Here is a 22,782-nt window from a genome sequence, read left to right as displayed (position 1 = left end):
GGGGAGATGGCCGCGCCTAACTTCTTGTATTTACAGTGATTTAAGAGCAGGTATAAGGCATGTCAAAAATGTTCTTTGAGCGCCTGAGCGCGCTCGATAATTCCTTCCTGATCTTCGAAAAGCCCCACACCCCGATGCACATCGGCAGCACGATGATTTTCGAGGCCGGTGAGCTGGCCCATCCCGATGGCGGAATCGACGCCGATGCGGTGCGCGACGCGGTGCGGGCTGCCCTGCCATTCATCCCGCGCTACAGGCAGAAGATAGTTCAGGTGCCCGGTAGTTATCGCTGGGTTTGGGTAGACGATTCTCACTTCAACATCGACTACCACATTCGTCACACGGCGTTGCCCAGGCCCGGTGGAGACAAGGAGCTCAAGCGGCTGACCGGTCGCATAATGGAAAACCACCTCGACCGCAGCCGGCCGCTGTGGGAGATGTGGGTGGTCGAGGGCATGGACGACGGCCGCTTTGCCATCATAAGCAAGGTGCACCACTGCATGATAGACGGCGTGGCCGGTGTTGACCTCATGACGGTGCTGCTCGACGTCGACCCTGAGAGCAAACGCCCCCAGCCCGGTGCCTTCATTCCACGCCGCGTACCGACGGCCTGGGAACTACTGGCCGACGGCGTGAGCCACCGCGCGATGCTGCCGCTGAGGTTGTTGAAGGGCGCGGGTGCCTTGTTCAAGGAAGCCGACGACACCAAGCGCGACCTGCTGGTGCGCCTGCGTGCCGTGGCCAGCATGCTGGGCTGGACCATGGCCAGCGCGGACGACATCCCGTTTAACCGCGAAGTGGGGCCGCACAGAAGGGCCGACTGGTACGCGATGGATCTTGCCCGGGTTAAATCGGTGCGCGCCCGGCTGGGTGGGTCTATCAACGATATCGTGCTCACCGTGGTGGCCGGTGCCGTGCAGAGAATGCTCTCCAAGCGCAGGATCAACCCAGGTTCGGTAGATTTCAGGGTGCTGGCGCCGGTCAGCGTGCGCGGCAGCGACGAACGCGGGCGACCGGGAAACCGCGTGTCCGCCTGGCTCATTGACCTGCCGGTAGACCGCGTCGACCCACGAGCGCAGCTCGATCTTGTTCGAGAACAGACCCGCGAACTCAAGGAATCGCGGCAGGCGGTCGGAGCCGAGCTGCTCACCGACGTAGCCGAGTGGGCCCCGTCTACCCTGCTCGCGCTTGGCACGCGCAACGTGACCCGTATGCGCCTGTTCGACATGATAGTGACCAACGTGCCGGGTCCGCAGTTCCCCGTTTACATGGCCGGCGCTCGCCTGCTCGAGACTTACCCGGTGGTGCCGTTGTTCGACAACATGGGGCTTGGCATCGCGCTGCTCAGTTACGACGGTGCGATATACTGGGGCATGAACGCCGACTACGATTTGTTTCCAGATACATCGGAGGCCATCGACGCCATCGACGAATCGTTTGCCGCGCTTGAGGCTGCGGCGCAGGCGGCTTCAGAAGAGCTGACCTCCAGCGGTGGTGAAGTAAACATCCAGCCGCCGGCCGGCAGCAAATCGGCAGCGGCAGGGGTGGGGGAGGCCTCTCCCGCGGAGACCGCGGCCGCCGACACCACCGTTGAGCAGGTTTCCACGAGCCCGGGCGATCCGCCGGGCAAGATGACGCTCAACTAGCCGAGTTCGAGCAGTTCGCAGGCGCGGGTGGCCAGATAGCGGCACACCTCCCCGTAGGTGGTCGCGAGTTCCGAACTGGCATTGCCGTCCAGGCCGCGCTTGTAGACGCCCTGGGTTATGGCGGCCATCCTGAAAAGCGAAAAAGCGACGTAGTAGTTCCAGTTGTCTATGCCGTCGCGGCCGGTTCGCCGGCAGTAGCTTGCCACGTACTGGTCCTCCGTCGGTATCCCGGTGGCGGCAAAGTCTACGTTGACCAGGCCGCTCTGCGTAGGGCTCTGCACGTGGTAGCCCATGCAGTTGTAAGCGAGGTCGGCCAGCGGGTGACCCAACGTTGACAGCTCCCAGTCGAGCACGGCTATCATGCGCGGCTGGTCGGGGTGGTAGACCGAGTTTTCGAGGCGGTAGTCGCCGTGCGCTATGCCGCTGGAGTCGTCGGTGGGAATGTTGGCCGGCAGCCAGTCGATGAGCGTGTCCATGTCGGGTAGCTGCTCGGTCTGCGAATCGCGGTACTGCCCGCTCCAGCGTCCGAGCTGTCGGTCAAAGTAGTTGCCCTGCCGGCCGTAGTCGGCCAGGCCCACGGCCGTGGTGTCTACGTTGTGCAGTGCGGCCAGCACTTCGCCCATCGATTCGTACACGGCCGTTCGCTCTGTTGGCGACAGTTCGGGCAAGCGCGGGTCACGGAATATCCTGCCCTCGAGGCACTCCATGATGTAGAAGTCGGTGCCGATGACCTCGGCGTCGGTGCAAAGCGCGTACATGCGGGGCACCGGCACGTCGGTGTCGGCCAACGCACTCATCACCCGGTACTCGCGGTCCACCTGGTGGGCGCTCTTGAGCAGGCGGCCCGGAGGTTTCTTGCGCAGGACGTAACGCTGGCCGGGGGTAGCCAGCAGGTAGGTGGGGTTGGATTGGCCGCCCTTGAACTGGGTGATGTCCAGCTGGCCTTGAAAGCCTTCGACGTTGGCCTTCAGCCAGCTGGTCAAGGGCGCGGGGTCGATGCGGTGCGCCTCGCGTACTGGGCCAGCCTGGGATGCGGGATCGGTGTTCATGGCAGGACTTGTTAGCGCGAACCGTGGGGCGCCGCCAACGGGTCGGCCAGGGCTTCGTCTTTCATGTCGCCGTTATCGATCATCAGCTGCCTGAGCAGCCACTCCACGCGGTCACCACCCCAGTAACGCTTTTTACCGTAGACGAAGAACGGTACTCCAAAAATATCCTTGCGCCGGGCGCCGGCATGGCAGGCATCGAGTCGATCGGCAGTCGCCTGTTTGCTTGCCCTCTCGATGAGTTGCTCTGCGTCAAGCCCGCAGTTGTCCGCGGCGTCGGCAATGACCGAACGATCGGCCAGGTCGCGTCCGTGCGAAAATCGCAGGCTGAACATGTCGAGCGCAAAGGGGAGGGCCAAGCCTTCGTCGGCCGCCACCAGGCAGCAGGCGTGGGGCAACTCCCAGTCGGTGTCGACAGACCGGGGCCACTTGAGCGGGAGACCCAGCGCGGCCACCTGCCGTCCGACGTCTTCAACCAGGTAGCTGGCCTTGGCCGGGTTGGCCACGGGGTCTACAAAGGGCAGGTCCTGTCGCGGCCAGATGGGGTGCCAGGACACAGGCGGCGAGTAGCGTTCGAGCACGTGCGACAAGCGCAGCAGTCCGAGCCACGCGTAGGGACTCCTCAGGGAGAAATAGACGTAGAGGCGGTCCCGTGGCATCGAAGGAATCTTGTTGCTACGTCCTTTAGCCTTCAGCCGGCCAGCAGTTTGAGTACGTCGTCGGTGTGGGTGGTCGGGTCAACGTCGGCTAGCGACCCAACTACGATTCCCTTTTCGTCGATCACATAACTTATGCGGGCGGCCCAACCAGCATCCGCAGATTCGCAGGCCCCCAGGGCCAGGCCCACCTTCCTGTCCACGTCTGACAGCAGGAGGAAAGTGTAGTCGAACTTTTCGGCGAAGGCCTTGTTCTCTTCGACGGTGTCAAAGCTGATACCGAGTACGGTTACGTTCTTGTCTTCAAAATCGCGGATTCGATCACGGAATCCGTTGCCCTGAATAGTTCAACCGGGGGTATCGGCCTTGGGGTAGAACCACAGGACTACCGGGCCGCCCCTGAGCGCGGACAGCGTGACCTCGCTGCCGTCGTGGGCGGCGAGGGTGAAGTCGGGGGCTTCTGTCCCCGTGGCGATCATGTTGTCTTCTGCTGCCATGGTCTTTCTCCTCGTGCGGTGGGCTGAGTGTAGCTCCGCAGGGCGGCTATGGCGAGGAGCCCAGCGGGCTCTCCACCCCCCCCGATCGGGAGCGCGCCGTCGGCTCCGGGTACCGGCGACGGTCTACTGTAAGGGCTGCGTTAACGGAAGATTTTACAGGGGGAAACCCGCCGCCGCATTTCCCCCTTGACGAGGCTCCCCGCCAAAGGCTAGGGATTGAGTGGTGTCAGCGATCGCTAGAACAAGGGGGGTAGTTGCGGCTCTGGTCGCGGGCCTCGTACTGTCTGCGACGCCTGTGCACGCGGTGGTCGACTGCGCGCGGGAGCGCCTGGCAGCCGAGCGCGGCTACGCCGCGGAGCTGACCCGTTGCTGGCTCAAGCTGGTGAGGGCCGACCGCCCCGATCAATGGGCGCTGTGTCGGGCCCGCGCGCTGGCAGTGCGCGACGCGCGGGTGCTCACGGCTCTGCGCACAAACGGATCCGATGGCGTTGCCTGTGCGGCGACTCTTCTCCAGGGGACGGTTGCCCAGGGCGGAATGGATCAACTTCTGGGGGAAGTCGTTTTTTCGGGCTCACCCGTGGTTTCATCGTGTTCGACTCGCAGGGTGCGAGCTGTCGGGCATTACCTTCGCCGTAATCTCTCCTGCATAAAGCGCAGCCTGGGCGGTGCGACCGCCGGAGCGGAGCTGGCCTGTCGGGACAAGGCAGACAATTCGCTGTCGAGAAATTGGAGTAGGGCCAACCGTAGGGGCGATTGCCTCGCACTGGAAAGCTCGGTGGCCAGGGACGGGGTAGCCCTGCTGATGGCCGACGGGTTGCCGCTGGCCGGGGTCGTGTGCGGTGATGGTCTGCTGCAGTCCACCGAGGAGTGCGACGACGCTAACCAGGATTCGGGCGATGGTTGCAGCTACGACTGCCGGCTCGAGCAGTGCGACGGCAACGGCTGCGGCTGGTGTCCGTACGGGGCTGCGTGGGTGGACGGTGCCTGCCTGTGCGAAGCCGGTTACCAGTTGCAGGGCGGACTCTGTGTTGACGTCGACGAGTGCGCCACGGCTAGTCACTCGTGTGCGGCTTACGCCGATTGCGTCAACACGGACGGCGACTACTCCTGCGCCATAGCGTGTACGGAGAGTTCGTTCAGGCAGGCACTCAACGACTGTGGCGGTGACGCTCACAGGATAAGTTTTGACTGCAAGGGCAAGGTCATCAAGGTGTCGGCGTTAGACCCGATGCGGACCGTGGCCTGTGACGGTTTGCTCGTGGACGGTCTCGACAGCGGCGTTATCTTTCAACTCTCACCTGTCTGCGGCGGGGCAAACAGCTGTAGCTCCGATAACTCCGGGTCACTGTTTCTCGATCTGCAGGGCAACGACAACGTTATACGGCGCCTGTCGGTCAGGGGATTTCACGACGGCGTGCACGTGGCGGGCCGCGGCAACCTGCTCGAAGAAATGGCTTTCAGCGATAACTGCGACGACGCTATCACCACGATGGAATCGGGCGTGGGGAACCTGTTCCGAGACGTGTCGGTGAACGGCGGCTGCGACAAGTGCCTGCAGCTGTACGGCGATTCTTCTCTCGCCGTCGGCCAGGTCGGCGAGCCGGGGCACTACAACGCCGTTTTCGAGCGGCTGGTAGTAGGCAACTGCGTGCAACCGGTCCGTACGACTGCGGGCGGTCGGTTTCTTTTTAGCGACAGTGTCATTACGGGCTCCCCGAGTGACCGCTGGGGCTGCGACGGGCCGCGTTTCAGCAGCGGTCCCGGCGACAGCCAGTCGGTGTACCTCGATGGCCTGCTGCTGGCTAACTGCCGCCGCGGTTTGAGGGTGGGGGGCGAAGTCGGGGCAGTCATCAGGAACTCCATAATCTACGGCTCGGGGCTGCGGGCAGCTCGGGCATCGGCCGATTCGTCGCTGCTCATCGCCGACAGCATGCTCATCGATAACGGTGGCGGGGGCTCCGCCGAAGCTGGTTTCGGTGGCGTTGCGCTCGTGGACAACGCCGCTGTTGATCTGGGTGGTGGCGAAGTCACTGTTGACGAAAAGTTGCAGGGCAGCGGCGGCGGAAATCTGTTCTGCCGCAACCGGGGGCCGGCCGGCCAACTGCTCGACCTTCAGAACAACGGGAGTGCGGGGCAGGTAGTGTCGGCCTCGAGCAACCTCTGGTGCGTCGGTCCGTTATCCAGTGTTGAGGGCGCGGCGGTCGTGGCGCCGTGGACCGTGCTGAGCTCGCCTTAGCAGGCTGCCAGTCAGCGGTCTTCGACTTCAAGCTGGATCGAGAAAGCGGCAACGGCTAAAAGTTCCTGCCGTGTCGACGATCGAAGTAGACAATCCCGCCACCGGCGAAATCGCCTGCCGTTTTGAACTCGACAGCAGCGAGTCATTGGAAGCGGCGCTGGCCCGCGCGGTAATGGCTGGTCGTGAATGGGCCGCGCTTCCGGTGGCCACCAGGGTGGCGGTCTGTGAGCGAGCTATCGCTGTAATGGAGCGTGACGGCGATTCCCTGGCCGTCGACATAAGCTTGCAGATGGGCAAGCCGCTGTCCCAGGCCAGGGCCGAGGTCGCCACCAGCTGTGCGCGCGCGCGTTACATGCAGTCGGTGGCCGAGCGCTGTCTCGCCGACAAGCCGCTGGAGGGGCCCGACGGCTTTGAGCTTTTCGTTGAGCGCCTGCCGCTGGGCGTGGTACTCAACGTGCCCGCGTGGAACTACCCGCTGTTGACGGCTGTCAACGCGCTGGTGCCGGCGCTACTGGCCGGCAACGCTGTGTTACTGCGTCACTCCTCGCGTACTCCCTTGTGCGGCGGCCACTTCGAGAGAGCTTTTCTCGAGGCCGGGCTGCCGGCGGGCGCCCTGGCAGCGGTACACGCAGACCACGACGCCACCGCCCGCCTGGTGGCTGACCCGCGGGTTGATTACATAGCCTTCACGGGTTCGACCCGGGGAGGCCGCGAGTTGTCGAAGGCGGCGGCCGGGCGTTTCGTGGACCTGGGTCTCGAGCTCGGGGGCAATGACGCCGCGTGGGTAAGGGCCGACGCCGAGTTATCTTCTACAGCCGAGTCTCTCGCCGAAGGTGCATTCTACAACGCGGGGCAGAGCTGCTGCGGCGTTGAGAGGGTATTCGCGCAGGACGACGTCTACGACGAGTTGCTCGACCTGCTGGTCGCGCGCAGCGCCGACTGGAAACCCGGCGACCCGATGGACGAAGCGACGAGCATGGGCCCCATGGCGCAGGCATCGTCGATAGCGCTGCTCGAGCAACACGTGGCCGACGCCGTGGAGCGAGGGGCGCGCCTGCTCGCGGGCGGCAAGCCCGCTCAGTTGGACGGCCGAGGCAGGTACTTCGAGGCGACCGTGCTCGCCGATGTACCCGCCGACGCACAGGTGATGAAGGAGGAGAGCTTTGGCCCGCTGCTCGCCGTTGCCAGGGTAGCCGACGATGAGAGCGCGATCGCTGCCGTCAACGACAGCCGCTACGGTCTGACAGCCTCGGTCTGGAGCCGTGACCTCGATCGCTCGCGCGCCATCGGCAGGCGCCTGGAGGTAGGAACGGTGTTCCTCAACCGCTGCGATTTTCTCGACCCGGCGCTGCCGTGGTCGGGGTGGAAGGATAGCGGGGTGGGGCTGACCTTGTCCGAGCTCGGCTTCGACCGCCTCACCCGCACGCGCGGATTCCACCTGCGCCTGCCCTGAAAAGAGCAGGCGCGAAGCGGCTTAGCGGCCGGCCGAGATTACGTTGGCCAGCGAGAAGTAATCTGCGGTGGTGCCTTCCTCGTCGCCCAGGTTGAAGTACCAGCCCTGCTCGCCCGGGAAACGGTGGCTGGGCAGCGCGCAGAACGTGGCGTGCTCGAGCTGCACGTCGACCATGGTTATAGACGGGTTGTACGACGCTTCGTATTCCTGGCAGTAGGGGGCGTCAGGTATGGGGCACTTGGCGTACTTGAACTGGTTGATCCACATCTTCCACAGCTCGCCGGCGGTGTCATAGATGTCGGTGTAAGGAATGCGGTAGCTCTCCTTGTCGAGAAAAATTACCCGCTTGCCGTAGGCATACTGCGGAAGAAGCGACACTCCCTCGACCACCCATACGTCCCTGGGCTCCCAGAGGTCGGCGTGCACGAAATCACCCGATCCCTCGCCCCACTTAACGGGCAGGTGCTCTGAGTGGAAACTGCCGAGGATCTTTTTCTCGCCGAGAAACTTCCAGTCCATCCAGCCCACCTTACCGGCGTAGCCTGCGTAGCTGTCCATGTCGGTGTCCTGTCCAAACAGAGCGTCAGAACGCTGGGCCGAAGACAGCCGGCGCACGCGGCGCAATTGCGGCAGGTAGAGCCAGGTGTCGTCCTGTCGCGAAGGTTCCTTGTAACGGAAGAGCAGGAAGCCGACACCCTTGAGATCGAAGGGCTCGAGCAGTGGGTACATCGCTTCCTTGTAACGCACCTTGTCGGGGTTATCCGGAATGACGGGCATGGGTTCAACCTCGGTGCGTTCGTACCAGGACATGCGACGGATGTGATCGATGAGAAAGTGACGTTCAACTGTCAGCGGGTGGCCGTCTTTGCCGACAGCGCCGGTGTCGCAGTCAAAGTTACGCAGGTCGAGGTCGTCCACGCGTATGGTGGCGTTGAAGTTGAACATCAACTTGGTCGCGACCGTGGGATCGTTGGTGTCGATCTGCGGAAACGGCAGCCCTGCCACGTGGTTGCGGATTTCCTTGCGGTCCTCGGACAGCTCCACCTGGGACGAGTATTTTTCGGTGGCCTCCATAAACGGCGGGGGCATGGTCACGAGTGAGTATTCACCCACGCGAATCTTCACGCCGCGGTCTACTGTCCACAGCATGGCCGGGCTCAGCATGTCCGAGTAATCGTGGATGTTAGTAGTGTCGATGAGCAAGCCGGGCTCGGGGATTTTCTGTTCCGCAGCCGAAGGAGGCGGAGCCAGGAATCCGGGGGCCAACAGGGTCGCCAGGGCAAGCAGGCAGGTAGTTTTCGCGAGTCTATTCACAGGTTTCTCCAGTTGCGTATGCCCGTCGCGTCGATGGCAGCGGGCCGCCTTAGTTTATCGGGTACAGACTGCCCGAATACCCAGCCATTGCAAAAAGTCAGACCACCCCCCCTTGTGGGGCTGCCGGCTGGGTGCTATCGCAGGGGAGATGGCAATTTTGTCGATGAGACACAGGCCTTTCGACGTCCTGCTGGTGGCGTGGTTCGCGCTGTGCGCGTTTACATCCCTGGTTATGGAAATGTACATTGTCCTGGGCGTTGATCTTGCCGCGGCCACGGACCCGTTGGGACGGGCCTGGTATTTTTATGCTTCTTCCTGGGACCCGATCTTTCTCGACACCCCGTTGTGGTTGCGCGTCATGTGCGCGATCGACGCTTTCGTCTTTGGCGCCTTCTACCCGCTGCTCGTCTACGCATTGGTAAAAGGGCTCAACTGGATACGCATCCCGGCGCTGCTCTACTCGGCCGCGATCGTATACTCCACGCTGGTTTACTTCGCTGTTGAAGTTATCGGTGAATCGGGGCGTGCCGACCTCCTGATGGTGTTCGTGATCAACCTGCCCTACACCGTGTTTCCGCTGGCACTGGCCTGGCGGATGAGGATGCCCGAACCTTTCACTGCGGGCGAGGGGTCGTCGTCCAACGGCCTGGGCTTTACGCCCGGATGATGTCTGCAGAAGATGAAACGCACTGAAAAGGGAGGAACGCGATGATGGACGTATTCTGTGAGGGGGGAGCCACGGGCGGCTGCCTTTCGGTATTGCTGGTGGCCAAGTCACTGGCCTCGGTGTTCCTGTCGGTACTGTTCCTGCAGTCGGCGATTGACAAGTTGAGCGATCGCAGCGGCAACCTCGAGTGGCTCACCGGCCACTTTGCTTCGTCGCCCTTGTCGGGAGTCGTACCCGCAATGCTCACAACCGTCACCCTGCTCGAGCTGGCCGCGGGCCTCGCGTCGGGAGCCGGCGCAGTGATGTTGCTCACGGGTGGCTCGGCCGCGTTGGCGATCTGGGGCGCGTTGTTGTCGGCAGTGTCGCTGCTGGCGTTGTTCTTCGGTCAGCGGCTGGCAAAGGACTACGAGGGCGCCGCGGTGCTGGCGGGCTATTTCCTGCTGGTGCTGTTCACTCTCTACCTCTACTCGATCCAGGGGCAGGTCCCGGGGTGAGCGCTTGAGCGCAACGCGCGAAGGCCGTAGCCTTGGCCAATGGCAGGTCTTAACGAACACTACTTGAAGTTGGCGGCCGGCTACCTGTTTCCGGAAATAGGTCGCCGTGTTTCCGCGTACCAGGAGTCCAACCCGGGCGCTGACCTGATCCGCCTGGGCATAGGCGACGTGGTGCTGCCGCTGCCCGAGGCCGTGCGCGAGGCCATGCACGCGGCGATAGATGAAATGGGGAGCGCAGAGGGGTTTCGCGGCTACGGTCCCGAGAAGGGCTACGATTTTCTTCGCGAGGCCATCGTTCGCGAGGAGTTCGCGCCCCGCGGCGTCACGATATCCGCCGAGGAGATTTTTGTTTCTGACGGCTCCAAGTGCGACAGCGGAAACATCCAGGAAATATTCTCCAGCGACGCCACCCTGGCGGTGCCCGATCCCGTGTACCCGGTGTACGTGGACACCAATGTCATGGCGGGACGCAGCGGCGAGGCCGACGCGCAGGGGCGCTACGCCGGCATAGAGTACCTGCCGTGTACTGCCGAAAACGGCTTCGTGCCCTCGCCCCCGGACAAGCCGGTGGACCTGGTGTACCTCTGCTTTCCCAACAATCCTACCGGCAGCGTGGCATCGCACGAGCTGCTTGAACAGTGGGTCGCCTGGGCCGGCAAGCACGGCGCAGTGCTTCTCTACGATGCGGCCTACGAAGCATTTATTACCGACGACTCCTTGCCGCACTCGATCTTCGAGATCGATGGCGCACGCGAAGTGGCCATGGAGTTTCGAAGCTTTTCGAAGAGCGCTGGCTTCACCGGTACGCGTTGCGCCTACGTGGTCATCCCGAACGAGTTGAAGGGCGACGCCGGTGGCAGCCGCGTGTCGGTGGCCGAGCTGTGGAACCGCAGGCACTCGACCAAGTTCAACGGTGTTTCCTACGTCGTGCAACGGGGAGCCGAGGCGGCGTTGTCCGTAGCCGGGCGTGCCGAGACGAGGCAGCGAGTGGACTACTACATGGACAACGCCCGCGTCATTCGCGAGGGCCTCGATAATGTGGGCGTCACCACGTTTGGCGGGGTCAACGCGCCCTACGTCTGGGCGCGCACGCCCGGGGATGTGTCGAGCTGGGACTTCTTCGACCTGCTACTCGACAAGGCCAACGTAGTGGGTACACCGGGTTCGGGTTTCGGTGCCTGCGGCGAAGGCTACTTCAGGCTGTCGGCCTTCGGCATCAGCGACAAGGTGGTCGAGGCGGTCGAGCGTATAAGCACGCGGCTGTAGCGGTCGGCTTACTCCAGGTGACGAGTTTATTTCAGGCTATCATGCGTATGCGTGCGCCATGGGCCAGCCTGCGGTTGAGCGTGCCGCGGTAGGCACCCGAAACCGTGCGCAACTCTATCTCGTAAGGCCCCTCGCCGTGTTCGTCGAGATGGCGGCCGAGCTCATTCTTGCTGTCCTCGCTTTCGACCAGCAGCAGCTCGGTGGAGCCCAGGCGGAACCCGGCAGTCCTCAGCCCGTCTTCGGCTATGTAACCAGGGGTTGGCCCGGCCGCGAGCGGCTCCAGTCCGCTGCTTTTCATGGCCGCAAAACGCAATCGGCTACGGTCGAGGTCGGTCACCGCTATGACCACCCGGGCGATGCCCCCCGCGCCGTTGGCGTGACGGCAGGCGTCGCCCGAGGGCGCGCGCAGCTCCCGGGCGCTCACGTCGCTCATCAGGAAGGGCAGGTCTTCCGAGCGAGGCACGGCAAATTCCCAGGCCAGGTCTCGGCCGTCGGGCAGTCGCCGGCCGCCGGGTACCGGGCCCTCGTAGAACGCCCCCGCGCTTTGGAGCTCGCCTATGGTGCGCTTGCTGTTGTCGCAGAGCAGGGCGAGGTCAGCCAGGCCCTCGGCCCGCGCGCCGTGCGCAAGAAAGCGCCGCTCGATGCGTGGCCGGCTGGCAAACGCGCGCTCGAGCAGCCCAACCCTGGCAAGGGCGCGTAGCCCGTAACGCCATGCCGCGCTCGAGAACGACAGCAGCTCAATATAGCTGCCGTCGTAAAACGAAATAACCGCGTTGGCAGTGCGGCCGCCGGCGTGGCTGCCGCCTGCCAGGACATTGAAACCCAGCGTACGGTAGTTGTCGGTGGCCTGCTCTATGTCGTCAACAACAATTACTGTGTGATCGAGGTTGAGCACGTCAGCGTAACTGCCTGAAGAAGGTTCGCATGTCTTCGACCAGCGCCGCGGGTTCTTCCATGGCCGCAAAGTGCCCGCCGCTGTCCATCTCGCTCCAGTGCACCACGTTGTACGCGGCTTCGGCCCAGCGCCTCGGTGGGCGGAACAGTTCCCGTGGAAAGATCGCGCAGCCGGTCGGCACCTTGATCTTCTCGGGTAGTGCACCAAAGCGACCGGCCCTGCGGGTCTCGCAGTACAGTCGCGTGGAAGACGTGATGCTGCCGGTCACCCAGTAGAGGGTTATGTTGGCCAGCAGCTGGTCCTTGGAGAATCGGTTTTCCACGCGGCCGTCGCAGTCGCTCCACGCGTGAAACTTTTCGACTATCCACGCCGCCAGTCCGGCGGGCGAGTCGTTGAGTCCGTAGCCGAGTGTCTGCGGACGCGTGCCCTGTATGGCCTGGTAGCCTGCACCTTCTTCCATGAACTCTGCCATGGCCGCGAGGCCCTCGGTTTCGCGTTCGCTCAAGCCCTGCATGTCGTCGCCCTCGGGCGGAGCGGCCACTACCATGTTCAGGTGCACGCCGGCGCAGTGCTCGCTGTCGTCCAGGCCCAGCCACGAGGTGGCTATTGCACCCCAGTCGCCGCCCTGGGCTCCGTAGCGCGAGTAGCCCAGGCCTTCCATGAGTTCGGCGTTGCATGCGCCTACCCGCCGGATATCGAAACCGGCTTGCGACGGCGCTTCCGAAAAGCCGTAGCCGGGTATAGCCGGGCAAACCACGTGGAACGCGTCGGCGGCCTTCCCGCCGTGCGCGGTGGGGTCGGTGAGTGGGCCGATGACGTCCATGAACTCCAGCACCGAGCCGGGCCAGCCGTGGGTGAGTACCAGCGGCATCGCGTCGTCGTGTGGCGAGCGTTGGTGGATGAAGTGCTGCCGGCGCCCGTCAACCAGCGCGGTGTAGTGGTCGAAGGAGTTCAGGCGGGCTTCGACCGCGCGCCAGTCGAAGTCGTTGATCCAGTAGTCAACCAGCTCGCGCAGGTAGCCCAGCTCAGTACCGTAACTCCACTGCGCGTCGTCGAGCTGGCCAGGGAAGCGCGTGCGCTCGAGACGCTCGCGGAGATCGTCGAGAACCGCCTGGTCTACGTTGGCCTTGAATCGTTCAACGTCCATGGGTCAGCCTTCCATGGGGTAGCGTAGTTCGCTCGTGATGCGGTTGCACTCCGCGAGAACGTCGAACGACAGGGTAACGTCGGCGGCGGCGAGGGTGTCGTCGAGCTGCTCGACCGTGGTGGCACCGATTATTGTCGAGCCGGTGAAGTCCTTCGCCAGTGTCCAGGCGGTTGCCAGCGTGAGCGGCGCCATGCCGGCCTCCTCGGCCACGGCCGCCAGGCGGCGGGATGTCTCGATTGTTTTTTCATTTACGAAACGTTCGGTCATCGCTGCCCCGCGCTTGGCGTCCTTGCGGTAGAGACTGAAGCGCGCGCCCTTGGGCCAGTTGCTGCCGCCTTCCTTTCCGCCGTCGTACTTGCCGCTGAGCACGCCGCCGCCGTTGGGGCTGTAGGGCAGCAGGCTCACGCCCTCGCGACGGCACACCAGTGCCAGCTCGTCTTCGAAACGGCGGTTGACCAGGCTGAAGTTGTTCTGGATGGTTTGCATGCGCGGCCCGCCCGACATTTCGGAGGCGGCCAGGCTCTTCATCAGGCCCCAGGCATTTTCGTTGCTGCAGCCCACGTAGCGCACCTTGCCTGCTTCGACCACGCGGTCGAGCCCTTCGAGCACTTCGTCAAACGGCAGTTCGTGGTCGGGCCAGTGGGTCTGGTAGAGGTCTATGTAGTCGGTGCCGAGCCGTCGCAGGCTGTCTTCTACCGCGTGTTCGATGGCGTGCCGGTCGAGCGAGGTCTTGCCATCGCGGCAGGGTGTGACAAACCATCCACCCGAGGGCCCGGCGATCTTGCTCGCGATGATGAGCGAGTCGCGCGACCTGCCTTTCATCCAACTCCCGAGTATCTCTTCGCTGCGGCCCACCCATTTCGCGTCGGGCGGCACGGGGTAGATCTCGGCGGTGTCATAGAAGTCCACGCCGGCGTCGAGCGCGCGGTCGAGTATGGCACGGCTGACCTTCTCGTCGGCCATGCTGCCGAAGGTCATCGTGCCCATGCATATTTCGGACACGGTGAGTCCTGATCTTCCGAGCCTGCGTTGTTTCATGAGTGGGATACGTTCCTTTGGTGGCAAGAGTACCAGGTCAGGCCCCGGCCAGTGGGGCAGCCGTCAACGCGCATCAGTCTGCTACCGGTTCAAGCCTCAGGGTGAGGGGGTGGGGAAAAAAACGTATGAGGAAGTCGCTCGGGTACTTATCGGCTATGACCGCCGCTACTTTCTCAGCCATGTCCGGGGCCGGGGTACCGCTGACCTCGTATTGCGAAGCGGCCACGCGCAGGCCGAGGCTGTCGGCCGTGTTGCCGTTTATACGGTCGGCTGCACGTCCGCCGAGGCGCACGTAGAGCTGGTTGTCCACGACGGCCAACCAGACCTTGAACCAGTGCTCGCCCTCACCCTCGCGCTCGGTGCGCAATTCGAGGACATCGCGGTCGGCAAAATCGGCGGGGTCCCAGTCGTCGGCCGTTGCGAGCCCGGCTCCAAGGGTAGATGTCAGCAACAGCGAGACGAATATCAGCGGTATTTTTCTCATGCCGCACCTTTCCACGTGGGCGACGTAGTGAAAAGCGAAAGGCTTACCGGCGGCAAACACTTGCGAGGTCGCTTGCCGTGGCGTGGTCCTGCCGGGGTGCACGCGGCGGATTTGTGCCATGATTGGAGCAATGTTCGAAGCCATCAAAGGCCGGGTCAGTGGTCGGCAGCTGCTCGCGCTGTTGTTGCTCGTGGCGCTGCTGGCGCGAGTGGCGGGTGCCCGGTGGGGCTTGCCCCTGCTCCTTCACCCCGATGAGAACAAGCTCATCGACCCGGCGTTGCGTATGCTCGACAGCGGCAGCGCCCACCCGGGCGGCTTCCTTTACCCGTCCTTTTATATTTACGCGCAGGCCGCGGTGGCCGGGTTGCTGCGCGGTTTGTCGGCGTTGGGCGGACGTGCCGCTCCCGAGATGGCCGACTACTACTGGTGGGGGCGCGTACTGACCGCGGCACTGGGCACCGCGACCCTGGCCCTGGCCTGGGCCTGCGCGCGAGCGGCGGGTGCGAGGGCCTGGTCGCTGCTCGCCGCGGCGCTTGTTGCGGTGTCGGTGTTGCACCTGGGACAGTCGATGTTGATCACCACCGATATGCCGGCCACCCTTTGGGTAAGCGCCTGCCTGCTGGCCTGCCTGCGCGTGGCCCGCGGCCACGACGCTGTGCGCGACTACCTGCTGGCCGGCGCGATGGCTGGCCTCGCGGCCGGCAGCAAGTACAACGGTGGCCTGGTGGCGTTGGCACTGGTGGCGGTTCACCTGTCGCGCGGGTTTTCATTGGCGGCGCTCTTCGACCGCCGCCTGCTGGCGGGTGGCGCGGCGGCAGTGGGCGCCTTTCTTGTCAGCACTCCCTTCGCCCTGGTCGAGCCGGGTGAACTGTGGCGCTTCCTCGTGCTGCAGAGCGACGCTTACAATCAACATCCGGGAGCCGGGACGGGAGCGGCCACGAGCTACGCGGCTTACTGGGCCACCTTGCTGCGAAAGTTCGGTGGCCCGCAGTTGTTGTTGGCGGGCATTGGCGCGGCGGCCCTGTGCATGCGCGCGGGGTCGACGGCGGCCGTGCTCGGCGGCTTCCCGCTCCTCTACTTTGCTTTCATGGGCGCCTACCCGGTGCACTTTGAGCGCAACGCGGTCGTACTGCTTCCCGCCCTGGGGGCGTTGGCGGCGGTGGGCGCGGCCACGGCCTGGCAGGCCAGTGCAAAACCAGGTGGAGCCAGGGGCGCGATGCTGCTGCGCTCGCTGTTGTTGCTCGTGCTGGTGGCGGGCGCTTGGCAACAGGCCTCGCGCTCGGCCGCGCACCTGCGCCTGGCTCGCCTGCCCGACACCCGCTTGCTTGCCATGAACTGGATGCAGCAGAACCTGCCGCGGCGAAGCACCGTCGCTCTGGAGCACTACACACCGCCCCTGGCCGCGGGGCGCTTGTGGCCAACCCGCCTGGGCTACGGTGGCCTCGCGCGCAGCGGCGGACTCGCCGGCTTTGATTACCTGGTGGCGAGCAGCGGTGATTACGGCCGCTTTGTTAACCACCCCGAGCGTTACCCCGAGCAGGCGGCGGCTTACCAGCGCGTGTTTGCATCGAACGAACTGGTCAAGGTTTTTCGCCCCGACTGGCGGAGCAGCAACGGCCCGGAGATCCGCGTGTACCTCACTCCCGCGGGAAGTCGGCGCACTGAGCGCCGCCTGCGCAGGCGCTCCTCGCCGCCATCGGCACCTTAAGCCCGCGCTGTCAGCCCGTCGTGAGTTCGAAGCGCGAGTGGCGCGAGGCGTCGCCCACGAGATCCATGAACACGCGACGTTCGCTGAAGTGCCAATGTCCGTCGTCGCGTTTGAAGCGGTCGTGGTAGCGACCGGCGACGACCACCGTGAGCTCACCGGCCTCTACCGATTGCAGCACGGTGTAGCGTGAGCGCGCCAGGCAGCTGTCGTCGTCGAACTCGAGAATGAGGTTGCCGGTAACGTGCTGGGTGCGAGGGCTGCCGTCGTAGAGTATGACCGTCGCCTGCATGATCGACAGCAGTTCTTCGCTCCCCGAGATGACGACGTCCTCACCGAAGCAATAACTGCCCTGGTCAAACAACGCGGCGACTCCCGCCAGGTCGCCAGCGTCGAGAAGTTCGGCGTAACCGTAGATAAGCGCTTCGACCTGCTCTCGTTTTCCCACGCCCCTTTCTACACGGATGCCGTCGCGTGACACAATTACCCGGCCTGTCGGCAGCTGCCCCTGCCGTTGAGTCTACTGCGCGCAGCAAGCAGACTCCGCTGATGCAGTCTTCTCCCGATCCTCGCCACCAGTGGCACGAACTGACCGTCTCGCGGGTGATTCGTGAAACCAGCGACGCTTGTTCGCTGGTTTTTGACATACCGGTCGAGCTGGCCGAGGTGTTCAGCTACAGGGCAGGACAGTTTCTCACCCTCCGGGTGCCCTGGCAGGACGGTAGCCTCGATCGCTGCTACTCGCTTGCCAGCTCGCCCGACAGTGACCCCGAGCACAAGGTTACAATCAAGCGCGTGGAAGACGGCAGGGTGTCGAACTGGGTGAACGAGAACGTCGCCGAGGGCGACGTTCTCCGGGTGCTGCCGCCGGCCGGGCACTTTCATCTCGGCCACGGTGGGGCTGGCAGCGACGGGGGGGGCGAGCGCGATCTTTTTCTCTTTGCCGGCGGCAGCGGCATCACGCCCGTTATATCCATTCTTAAGACGGCCCTGGTCAGCGGCTCGCGCAGTGTGAGCATGCTCTACGCCAACCGCGACCACGACAGCGTTATCTTTGACGCCGAGCTGGCCCAGCTAGAAAGCCGCTACGGCGACCGCTTTGACCTGCAACGGCGCTACGACGACAGCGATGGCTTTCTCGATCTTTCGGGCGTGCGCGCATTGTCGGCCGGCAACGGCGACAGGGAGTTCTTCGTGTGCGGCCCCGGCCCCTTCATGGAGGTGGTCGAGCAGGGCCTGCGCGATGAGCTGGTGCCCGTGGAGCAGGTGCACGTTGAGCACTTCGTGTCGCCCGCCGACGTCGACGACGAAGAGCTGGCCCGCGAGCAGAAAAAGGCAGCCGAGCAGGCGCGCGAACAGGCGGCCGACAGCGGCGAAGCGATCAAGGTCGTGGTCGTCATTGACGGTCGCGAGCACGAGCTCGAGCCCGAGCCCGGACAGACCGTGGTGGCGGCGGCCCAGGCGGCTGGGATCTCGGTGCCGTTTTCCTGCACCGAGGGCTACTGCGCCTGCTGCATGGCGCAGCTGGTAGAGGGTGAAGTGAAAATGCTGCGCAATGACGTGCTCACCCCCGCCGAGGTAGAGGACGGTTGGGTGCTCACCTGCCAGGCCGTGGCCCTTGGCGGCCGCGTGCGCGTGGAATACCCGGACTGATATATCGCCGCCGTCCGGGACTGCGACCGCCGAGATGTGCGGTACGGCGGTGTTTGCGCCCGTCGATTGCAAGCTGGCGGGCGACAGGCTCTCGAGTGGAGAACAGGCATGAAAAAAAAGTTACAGAAAAGCGATGAGCAGTGGTTGGCCCAGTTGGGCGAGCAACGCTACGCGGTATGCCGACGCGCGGGCACCGAGCCGGCCTTCAGCGGCGAGTACTGCGACAACAAGCAAGCGGGGGTCTACCTCTGCGCGGGTTGTGGGCAGCAACTGTTCTCCTCCGACGCCAAGTTTGATTCGGGAAGCGGCTGGCCCAGTTTCAGCAGCACTGCTGGTGCCGACAAGGTGGAGGAGCATGGCGACTCGAGTCACGGCATGCAGCGCACAGAGTTGGTCTGTTCGCGCTGCGACTCACACCTCGGCCATGTTTTTCCTGACGGCCCGGCACCGACCGGATTGCGCTACTGCATCAATTCGCTGTCGCTGAATTTTGACGGTGACCCCGGCGACGAAGACTGACGCGGACTGCTTCACCCCGGGTTGCTAGATGCCGGCCTCAACCGATTGCTCGGGTTGGGGAAGCTCGCCGGTCCTGGCGCCGCGGTTTGCAAGGCCGTTGTCCTTGTCGCGACCGTCGTGGCTCGGGTCCGAGTCTGCGAGTGGCGGCAGCAGCCGCGACATTGCAAGGGCGAGCAGCAGCGCGCCCAGCCCTCCCGCCAGCGCTGGCGAGCGCGGACCCAGTGCGTCGCTCATCCAGCCGGTCATGAGGTTGGACAACACCCCGCCCAGGCTCACGCCGGCCATGGCCAGGACTCCCTGGGCGGTTGACCGCAGCCGGGCGGGGACCACCGCGTCGACGTAGAGCGGCGCGCCCAGTATCAGGCCCATCACTGTGACGCCGTGAAGAAGTTGCGCGGCATAAACAATGTTGAGGTCGTTAGACCACGCCGACACCAGCCACCTGGCCGAACCCGACAAAAGCCCGATGGCCAGCAATCCGCGCGCGCCGACCTTCTGCTGCACCATGCCGATCATGGCTACCAGCGGGAGCTCAAGCAGCAGCATGATTATCCACATATCCGAAACCATGTTGACGCCGCCGCCCAGCGATTCGACGAACAGCGGAAACAGCGACATGGGTCCTTGCAGGAAGAGGTACGCGAGCAGGATGAAGAGCAGCATGCGCAGGAACGATGGTTCGGACAGCAACAGTCGATAGTCGTGGGGTTCGGCCCGTGCCGACACTGTCTTGCCGCGAGGTAGGGCGAGCGCCACCAGGCCGGCCGAGGCAAACAGCAACGCGGCGGCCGGCATCATTAACGACAGGTCACCCGGCTGTGCCCCGGTACTGGCGAGCAGGCGGGGAAACGCGACCACCGATACCAGGAATCCTACGGTGCCCCACACTCTGACCAGGCCATAAGCGTGGCGGCCGAGGTCCTGCACTGTCGCCAGGGTGATAGAAACCGCCAGGGGAATTATCGCGGTCATAAACAGCGCCATCACTGCCGTGCCCAGCGCCAAGGGCCAGAAACCATCGAGTTGACCCAGCAGCACGAAGCCAGCAGCGGCACCGAAACTCACCAGCGCGAGCACGCGGGTGCGCGAGCCACTGCGGTCGGCGAGTTGGCCCCACAGTGGATGGGCGAGCATGCCGGTGGCGGGCGTGATGGCAAATACCAAGCCCGTTTGCGTGGCCGAAAGGCCGACGGTGGAGTGCAGGTACATGCTGAAGTAGGGAAAGAACACCCCCAGTGCGCCCAGCGCCAGGAAATCAAACAGTGCTATGAATACGGCCGCGCGCACGATCTGGCGACGGTCAGGCGTTTTCTATCTGTTTGGCCGGCAGGGAGAAGGTGACTCGCTCTTCGGCGGTACGCAGCTCTTCGACCTCGGTGGAGCCGAGTTCTCGCAGGCGCGCCAGCGTTTGTTGCACCAGCAGTTCCGGGGTCGACGCGCCGGCCGTTACGCCCACGGCCTGGCGGCCACTCGCGTCTCGCTTGTTCAGATTGTGGGCAAGGTCTTTTTCGGAAATGTCGGCAGCGGTTTCAATCAGCGTGGCGTGAGCCCCTGCGCTGCGGGCTACCTCGACCAGGCGGTTGGCGTTGCTCGAGTTGGGTGAGCCCAGCACGAAAACTACGCGGCAGCGGAGCGCGAGCGCCTTGACCGCTTCCTGGCGGTTCTGGGTCGCGTAGCAGATGTCGTCTCGTCCGGGCGTGCTTACGGCTGGGAAGCGCTCGCGGATAGCCGAGATGATTTCGCGGGTGTCGTCCACCGACAGGGTGGTCTGTGTCACCACCGCCACGCGTTCGGGGTCGCGCACCCGAACCTTGGCAACGTCTTCGACCGTTTCGACCAGTTGCATGCGCTCGGGCGCGTGGCCCAGGGTGCCCTCGACCTCCACGTGGCCGCGGTGGCCTATGAGGAGGATGTCGTAGTCCTGGCCGGCGAACCGGGCGGCCTCCAGGTGTACCTTGGTCACCAGTGGGCAGGTGGCGTCGACCACGCGCAGGCCCAGTTGGTCGGCCTGCTGCCTGATGGCCGGCGACACGCCGTGGGCGCTGAACACGAGCAGGCTGCCGCTCGGTACGTCGGCCAGGTCCTCCACGAAGCGGGCGCCTCGGCTTCGCAGGTCTTCGACGACGTGGCGGTTGTGGACGATTTCGTGGCGCACGTAGACCGGCGGCCCGTGCTGCTCGAGTACCGTGTTGACTATATCTATGGCGTAGCTCACGCCCGCGCAGAAACCACGCGGGCTGGCCACGATGGCCTTGTTTTTGTCAGTCTGGCCAGCTTTATCGCTGCCTTTTTCGCTCGTCGCCACGCCCGGAAAGTAACCGGGATACGCTCCTTTTGCTATAAAGGCAGTGGAGCCGGTATCGAGCCCTGGCACTTAAGCCGCCAAAGCTGCCTGACCCCCCTTTCGGGGGGCTGGGGTCTGTGGCACAATGATGCGACAGTATGAAACAATATTTGCAACGACCGAAGCCGCATGGGCTGCGCAATTTCCAGGGGGTGTACACCAACTCCCGCGCCATGCTCGACATGTTTTTCCAACTCGAGAAGGTGTCGCGGAGCGATTGCCCGGTGCTCATCGTGGGCGAGGCCGGCACGGGCCGGGAGACGGTTGCGCGGGCGATACACGCGCTGGGCGATCGTCGTCGCGCGTCTTGTGAAACCGTCAACTGCGCCGCCCTGGGCGAGGCCAGCCTCGAGCTTGATCTCTTCGGTGACGGGGGCGAGAGCGATTCCGCTGACAGTGCGGGAGCCCTCGCGCGTGCCGATGGGGGGACGCTGTACCTTGACGAGGTCGCGGAGTCGCCCCTCTCCGTGCAGTCGCGCCTGCTCGGCTTTCTTGAAGACGGCAGTTTCGTGCGCGGCGCTGCCGGCGATGTCGGTCGTTCGGACGCCAGGGTGCTGTCTTCGACCAGCAGTGACCCGGTCGTTGCCGTTGAGCAGGGCAGCCTGCGCGAAGATCTCAGGTACCGCGTCGGAGTGGTAATGTTGTCGATTCCGCCACTGCGAGATCGCAGCGGCGATGTACCTGCCCTGTTCTGGCACTTTCTCGAAGAACTGCGAGGCAAGTACCAAGAGATCCCCGGATCGATAAGCGAAGAAGCCATGAAGGCTCTCGAGACCTGGCATTGGCCGGGCAACCTGAGAGAGCTGCGCAACGCCGTGGAGCGCGCCGTGGTGATGTGTCGCGGCGACAAGTTAGGGATGGACGATCTGCCGCCCGAGCTTCTCGGCGCGGCCGGGACTTCTCCGCCCCCGGTGGTTATTTCTTCGAGGGTGGTTGAGCCGGCCGGTTCGGCCGGGCTCGCGCGCGACCTGACGCCCGTGCAGGACCAGGAGTGCAATCGTCTCATGGCTGCCCTGAGCGAAGCCCGCGGACACCGCGGAAAAGCCGCGGAATCGCTGGGCATGAGCCGCTCTACCCTGTGGCGTAAGCTGGGCCGCTACGGCCTGAGCTGAAGCGCCGCTTTCCCGCGGCGCGTTGTTTCCCTCGGCCGCCTTCCCGCGGCGCGTTGTTTCCCTCGGCCGGCGAGGCAGTTGCTGGCCGCCGGTTGATGAGTCGGCTCGGGGGGAGTAATCCGGGCATGTGAATTGCGACGATCTCAGGGCCTCGTTGCTGCGGCTGGAGGGCCGCGGCTACCCCGCCTACAAGGACCTGCGCGGTCGTTATGACTTCGGCGATTTCTGTTTCGAACTCGTCCGCGTGCAGGGTGACCCCTTCGCCGGACCGTCGCGATTGGGCGTAAGGGTGGAAGGCGACGTTGCGGGTTTTCCTCCCGCGCTCTACAGCAGCCGGGTTCGCAGGATCGCGCTGGGCGACTACGTAGCCAGGCGATTCGCCTTGCTGGCCCTGCGCAGCAGCTGCAGCCGTGGCTCGGGCAAAAGCGGGCGACTGAAAATGGAATGTCCGGGGCAGCAAGTGATCGAGCAGAGCGCGGTCATGGTGGGCGAAGACGGTGCCCTCGAGCTCCGGTTTACCGCCGGACTTCCCGCCCGTGGGCGTCGGATCGCGGCACGCGAGGCCGAGGCCATGCTCTGCGATGACCTCCCCGACCTCGTCGCTGCCACC

22 protein-coding genes and 1 pseudogene (1 of these 23 running past the window's edge) are annotated in these 22,782 nt (G+C 64.4%); 11 read left to right on the top strand and 12 right to left on the bottom strand.

Annotated features, from left to right (window positions below):
• The first annotated feature begins 59 nt into the window (after positions 1–59).
• Positions 60–1,646, top strand: a complete 1,587-nt coding sequence (locus EYQ35_08035; protein ID HIF64083.1) for a wax ester/triacylglycerol synthase family O-acyltransferase — start codon at positions 60–62, stop codon at positions 1,644–1,646.
• Here EYQ35_08035 and EYQ35_08030 read toward each other — a convergent pair.
• Genes EYQ35_08030 through EYQ35_08015 form a run of 4 tightly spaced genes read right to left on the bottom strand, consistent with a single transcriptional unit; the run spans position 1,643 to position 3,845 of the window.
• Positions 1,643–2,695, bottom strand: coding sequence for a phosphotransferase family protein (locus EYQ35_08030; protein ID HIF64082.1), 1,053 nt, complete (start codon positions 2,693–2,695; stop codon positions 1,643–1,645). The two genes, EYQ35_08035 and EYQ35_08030, sit on opposite strands and share 4 nt — an antisense overlap.
• Before the next feature lie 11 nt (positions 2,696–2,706).
• Complete coding sequence (locus EYQ35_08025; protein HIF64081.1) at positions 2,707–3,351, bottom strand: hypothetical protein; 645 nt, start codon at positions 3,349–3,351, stop codon at positions 2,707–2,709.
• Between the two features lie 32 nt (positions 3,352–3,383).
• Positions 3,384–3,692 carry a redoxin domain-containing protein gene (locus EYQ35_08020; GenBank protein ID HIF64080.1) on the bottom strand — a complete coding sequence of 103 codons (309 nt, stop codon included), beginning with the start codon at positions 3,690–3,692 and terminating at the stop codon, positions 3,384–3,386.
• Between the two features lie 3 nt (positions 3,693–3,695).
• On the bottom strand, positions 3,696–3,845 hold the full coding sequence (locus EYQ35_08015; protein ID HIF64079.1) for a redoxin domain-containing protein: 150 nt from the start codon (positions 3,843–3,845) through the stop codon (positions 3,696–3,698).
• A 223-nt stretch (positions 3,846–4,068) separates the two neighbouring features.
• On the opposite strand from EYQ35_08015, the gene EYQ35_08010 reads away from it, so the two are divergent.
• Both EYQ35_08010 and EYQ35_08005 read left to right on the top strand, forming a co-directional pair.
• Positions 4,069–6,081, top strand: a complete 2,013-nt coding sequence (locus tag EYQ35_08010) for a DUF4215 domain-containing protein (GenBank protein ID HIF64078.1) — start codon at positions 4,069–4,071, stop codon at positions 6,079–6,081.
• Positions 6,082–6,151: 70 nt separating this feature from the next.
• The gene (locus EYQ35_08005; protein HIF64077.1) at positions 6,152–7,534 is read left to right on the top strand and encodes an aldehyde dehydrogenase family protein; all 1,383 of its coding nucleotides are present in this window, start codon (positions 6,152–6,154) and stop codon (positions 7,532–7,534) included.
• 21 nt (positions 7,535–7,555) lie between these two features.
• On the opposite strand, the gene EYQ35_08000 is transcribed toward EYQ35_08005, so the two are convergent.
• Positions 7,556–8,737, bottom strand: a complete 1,182-nt coding sequence (locus tag EYQ35_08000) for a DUF1329 domain-containing protein (protein HIF64076.1) — start codon at positions 8,735–8,737, stop codon at positions 7,556–7,558.
• On the opposite strand from EYQ35_08000, the gene EYQ35_07995 reads away from it, so the two are divergent.
• From EYQ35_07995 to EYQ35_07985, 3 genes are read left to right on the top strand one after another with little or no spacing between them, the layout of a single operon-like run.
• Positions 8,715–9,515, top strand: a complete 801-nt coding sequence (locus tag EYQ35_07995) for a DUF2781 domain-containing protein (protein ID HIF64075.1) — start codon at positions 8,715–8,717, stop codon at positions 9,513–9,515. The two genes, EYQ35_08000 and EYQ35_07995, sit on opposite strands and share 23 nt — an antisense overlap.
• A 44-nt stretch (positions 9,516–9,559) precedes the next feature.
• Complete coding sequence (locus tag EYQ35_07990) at positions 9,560–10,009, top strand: DoxX family protein (GenBank protein ID HIF64074.1); 450 nt, start codon at positions 9,560–9,562, stop codon at positions 10,007–10,009.
• A 39-nt stretch (positions 10,010–10,048) separates the two neighbouring features.
• Positions 10,049–11,275 carry an LL-diaminopimelate aminotransferase gene (locus EYQ35_07985; protein HIF64073.1) on the top strand — a complete coding sequence of 409 codons (1,227 nt, stop codon included), beginning with the start codon at positions 10,049–10,051 and terminating at the stop codon, positions 11,273–11,275.
• 31 nt (positions 11,276–11,306) lie between these two features.
• On the opposite strand, the gene EYQ35_07980 is transcribed toward EYQ35_07985, so the two are convergent.
• From EYQ35_07980 to EYQ35_07965, 4 genes are all read right to left on the bottom strand, one after another.
• The gene (locus EYQ35_07980) at positions 11,307–12,239 is read right to left on the bottom strand and encodes a VOC family protein (protein HIF64072.1); all 933 of its coding nucleotides are present in this window, start codon (positions 12,237–12,239) and stop codon (positions 11,307–11,309) included.
• Positions 12,172–13,317, bottom strand: a complete 1,146-nt coding sequence (locus tag EYQ35_07975; GenBank protein ID HIF64071.1) for an epoxide hydrolase — start codon at positions 13,315–13,317, stop codon at positions 12,172–12,174. The genes EYQ35_07980 and EYQ35_07975 overlap by 68 nt, the downstream gene beginning before the upstream one ends.
• A 3-nt stretch (positions 13,318–13,320) precedes the next feature.
• The gene (locus EYQ35_07970) at positions 13,321–14,355 is read right to left on the bottom strand and encodes an aldo/keto reductase (protein HIF64070.1); all 1,035 of its coding nucleotides are present in this window, start codon (positions 14,353–14,355) and stop codon (positions 13,321–13,323) included.
• Positions 14,356–14,428: 73 nt separating this feature from the next.
• A complete protein-coding gene (locus EYQ35_07965; protein HIF64069.1) occupies positions 14,429–14,959 on the bottom strand; it encodes a hypothetical protein in 531 nt (176 codons plus the stop codon).
• Here EYQ35_07965 and EYQ35_07960 point away from each other — a divergent pair.
• Complete coding sequence (locus tag EYQ35_07960; protein HIF64068.1) at positions 14,958–16,547, top strand: phospholipid carrier-dependent glycosyltransferase; 1,590 nt, start codon at positions 14,958–14,960, stop codon at positions 16,545–16,547. The genes EYQ35_07965 and EYQ35_07960 overlap by 2 nt on opposite strands.
• A 10-nt stretch (positions 16,548–16,557) precedes the next feature.
• Here EYQ35_07960 and EYQ35_07955 read toward each other — a convergent pair whose 3' ends face one another.
• Positions 16,558–16,992 carry a nuclear transport factor 2 family protein gene (locus tag EYQ35_07955; GenBank protein HIF64067.1) on the bottom strand — a complete coding sequence of 145 codons (435 nt, stop codon included), beginning with the start codon at positions 16,990–16,992 and terminating at the stop codon, positions 16,558–16,560.
• Between the two features lie 101 nt (positions 16,993–17,093).
• Between EYQ35_07955 and EYQ35_07950 the strand changes: the two genes are divergently transcribed.
• Together EYQ35_07950 and msrB are read left to right on the top strand one after the other, a co-directional pair.
• Positions 17,094–18,197 carry a ferredoxin--NADP reductase gene (locus EYQ35_07950; GenBank protein HIF64066.1) on the top strand — a complete coding sequence of 368 codons (1,104 nt, stop codon included), beginning with the start codon at positions 17,094–17,096 and terminating at the stop codon, positions 18,195–18,197.
• A gap of 108 nt (positions 18,198–18,305) precedes the next feature.
• A complete protein-coding gene (gene msrB / locus EYQ35_07945) occupies positions 18,306–18,716 on the top strand; it encodes a peptide-methionine (R)-S-oxide reductase MsrB (protein ID HIF64065.1) in 411 nt (136 codons plus the stop codon).
• A 24-nt stretch (positions 18,717–18,740) separates the two neighbouring features.
• On the opposite strand, the gene EYQ35_07940 is transcribed toward msrB, so the two are convergent.
• Positions 18,741–20,006 carry an MFS transporter gene (locus tag EYQ35_07940; GenBank protein ID HIF64064.1) on the bottom strand — a complete coding sequence of 422 codons (1,266 nt, stop codon included), beginning with the start codon at positions 20,004–20,006 and terminating at the stop codon, positions 18,741–18,743.
• A gap of 10 nt (positions 20,007–20,016) precedes the next feature.
• A complete protein-coding gene (gene ispH, locus EYQ35_07935) occupies positions 20,017–21,021 on the bottom strand; it encodes a 4-hydroxy-3-methylbut-2-enyl diphosphate reductase (GenBank protein ID HIF64063.1) in 1,005 nt (334 codons plus the stop codon).
• Positions 21,022–21,158: 137 nt separating this feature from the next.
• Here ispH and EYQ35_07930 point away from each other — a divergent pair, with 137 nt between their 5' ends.
• Both EYQ35_07930 and EYQ35_07925 read left to right on the top strand, forming a co-directional pair.
• Positions 21,159–22,172: a sigma-54-dependent Fis family transcriptional regulator gene (locus EYQ35_07930; protein ID HIF64062.1), complete on the top strand. Its 1,014-nt coding sequence runs from the start codon at positions 21,159–21,161 to the stop codon at positions 22,170–22,172.
• A gap of 127 nt (positions 22,173–22,299) precedes the next feature.
• Positions 22,300–22,782, top strand: a pseudogene (locus tag EYQ35_07925) (ATPase); it runs 475 nt beyond the window's last position.

It is taken from the genome of Candidatus Binatota bacterium (assembly GCA_012960245.1).
GTDB lineage: Bacteria > Desulfobacterota > Binatia > UBA1149 > UBA1149 > UBA1149.
This window is presented reverse-complemented; position numbering and strand designations above follow the sequence as displayed.